Annotated in this window: 4 protein-coding genes; 3 read left to right on the top strand and 1 reads right to left on the bottom strand. The window is 71.9% G+C overall.

The window, feature by feature from the left end; translation table 11 throughout:
• Positions 1–197, top strand: a 197-nt coding sequence (locus K6I34_RS35555) for a zinc-binding dehydrogenase (RefSeq protein ID WP_229332163.1), incomplete at its 5' end; no start/stop codon positions are given.
• A gap of 236 nt (positions 198–433) precedes the next feature.
• Positions 434–1,279, top strand: coding sequence for a polysaccharide deacetylase family protein (locus K6I34_RS35550; protein ID WP_229332162.1), 846 nt, complete (start codon positions 434–436; stop codon positions 1,277–1,279).
• Positions 1,280–1,325: 46 nt separating this feature from the next.
• Here the strand turns inward: K6I34_RS35550 and K6I34_RS35545 are convergent, their stop codons facing one another.
• Positions 1,326–1,952, bottom strand: coding sequence for a YigZ family protein (locus K6I34_RS35545; RefSeq protein ID WP_229332161.1), 627 nt, complete (start codon positions 1,950–1,952; stop codon positions 1,326–1,328).
• Positions 1,953–2,010: 58 nt separating this feature from the next.
• Here K6I34_RS35545 and K6I34_RS35540 point away from each other — a divergent pair, with 58 nt between their 5' ends.
• A complete protein-coding gene (locus tag K6I34_RS35540; RefSeq protein WP_229332160.1) occupies positions 2,011–2,424 on the top strand; it encodes a CoA-binding protein in 414 nt (137 codons plus the stop codon).
• Positions 2,425–2,497 lie beyond the last annotated feature (73 nt).

The following is a 2,497-nucleotide window of genomic DNA, read 5'->3' as shown; positions in this document are numbered from 1 at the left end:
GTCCCACCCTCAACGACCACGCGACCGACCGCGCCGAACTCCTCGCCCGCTCCGCCGAGCTCTTCGACCGGCTGCGCAAGGGCGAGCTCGACGTCGCGATCGGCGGACGCTACCCCCTGGAACAGGCCGCGCGGGCACACGACGACCTCCAGCAGCGCCGTACGACAGGCAAGCTGCTCCTCCACCCGGCGGGGTAGGGCCGGGCCGGGCCGACGGGCCGGGCGCGACGAGGGTGGGCGCGACGCGGCGGGAGCCGTCGGCCCCGTTGGCGTAACCGGGCGCGCGCCTGCCCCAGGCCGCTGAAAAGATCCGGAATATGCGATTCAGGCGATCTATCCGCAAGGCCCGAAAAGCCGGTGAAATCCAGCCGGTCCTCCACCCTCTCCATACGAGCCGAATAGCCCGGAGACGCCGCGGCCGCTTCCTGGGCCCCGTGCTGGCCGTCGCGCTCCTCCTCGCGGGTGGTGCCGCGTGCGCCGACTGGGGGGCGCCGGTCCTGCGGGGCCACGACGACGGACACGCGCAGGCCGGGCCCGACCGGCCGCAGGGCCAGGACCGGAACCAGACACGCGAACAGCGGCTGGCCCTCGCCCGCAAGTGGGGGCTCGAACAGGCGCCGCTCGTGGCACCGCCACCGCCCAAGGAGAAGCCCCGGCTCACCACGCCGGCCTGGGCGGACCAGGGGCCGGGGCTGATCCCCGTCTTCTCCAGCGTGCCCACCAACGAGAAGATCGTCTTCCTGACGATCGACGACGGCGCCGCGAAGGACCACTCGTTCCTGCGGATGCTGCGCGACCTCAACATCCCGGTCACGGCCTTCCTCACCGACGAGTCGGCCGCCGACGACTACGGCTACTTCCGCGACCTGCACGGGCTCGGCGCGTCCATCCAGAACCACACCCTGCACCACCCGCAGATGATCACGATCCCGGAGGACGAGGAACAGGCGGAGATCTGCGGCCAGCAGGACATCCTGCAGAACGAGATCGGCGTCCGCCCGTGGCTCTTCCGCCCGCCCTTCGGCGACTACGACGCGAGCACCCTGATCGCCGCCGAGGACTGCGGGGCCCGCGCCGCGCCGCTGTGGAACGAGGAGGCGTTCCCCGGCCGGATCGACTGGCGCGAGGACGACCCGCACTTCCACCCCGGCGACATCATCCTCACGCACTTCAACGGCCCCCAGGCGTGGAACGCCACCATGACCGACATGCTGCGCACGGTGCTGCACGCGGCGACGGAGCAGGGGTACGCGCTGGCGCGCCTGGAGGACTACGTCTGACGGAGGCTCGGCGAAAGCCCGGAGGAGACGGATACGCGGTGGCGCCTCACGCGTCGCCGTACGCCTCGCCGCCGAGCTCCAGCCGCGCCGTGCCCGCGGTGCTGTCGGCCAGCCAGGCACGGAAGCCCGGGACGTCGGCCTCCGGCAGGCCGACCTCGATGCGTACGTCCGCCCCGTAGTTCACCTCGCGGACCGCCCGGCCCGTGGCCCGCAGGTCGTTCTCCAGCCTGCCCGCCCGCTGGTGGTCGACGGTGACCGTGGCCAGCCGGAAGCGCTGCCGCGTCACCGTGCCGACGGCGTCGAGGGCCTCGCCGACGACCCCTCCGTAGGCGCGGATCAGTCCGCCCGCGCCGAGCTTGATCCCGCCGAAGTAACGGGTCACGACGGCGACGACGTAGCGGACCTCACGGCGCACCAGCATCTGGAGCATGGGCACCCCCGCCGTCCCGCCGGGCTCGCCGTCGTCACTCGCCTTCTGCACGGAGCCGTCGGCGCCCAGGACGTACGCGAAACAGTTGTGACGCGCGGTGGGATGCTCCTTGCGGATGCGCGCGATGAACGCCTGCGCCTCCTCCTCGGTCGCCGCGGGCGCGAGCGCGCAGATGAAGCGCGACTTGCTGATCTCGATCTCGTGCACGCCCGCGTGCGCCACGGTCCGGTACTGATCCTGCATCCCGCCACCCTATGCGCAGTTCCGGGAATGGTCCGACGGGGATGCCCGTTGAGTGGGCATGTACGCAGAGGCGGGGATCATCCGCAGGATCATCGAAGAGACCGGCGACACCTGGGCCATCGTCGGTCTGTCGGCCAATCGGCAGCGGGCCGCGTACGGCGTGGCCGAGTTCCTCCAGAGCCAGGGCAAGCGCATCGTGCCCGTCCACCCCAGAGGCGAGACGGTGCACGGCGAGAAGGGGTACGCCTCCCTGGCGGAGATCCCCTTCCCCGTCGACGTCGTGGACGTCTTCGTCAACAGCGAGCTGGCGGGGGCCGTCGCGGACGAGGCGCTGGAGATCGGCGCGAAGGCGGTCTGGTTCCAACTGGGCGTGGTGGACGAGGAGGCGTACGCGCGCGTGCGCGGGCGGGGTCTGGACATGGTGATGGACCGTTGCCCGGCGATCGAGATACCGCGCCTCGGGGCGAGGTAGGACGTGCATCCCACCGGGGGCTTCGCCCCCGGACCCCCGTTGTCGTGGTGCGGGCCGGTGGGCCGGTTGTGCC

Source organism: Streptomyces sp. UNOC14_S4, assembly GCF_020740835.1.
Taxonomy (GTDB): domain Bacteria; phylum Actinomycetota; class Actinomycetes; order Streptomycetales; family Streptomycetaceae; genus Streptomyces.
This window is presented reverse-complemented; position numbering and strand designations above follow the sequence as displayed.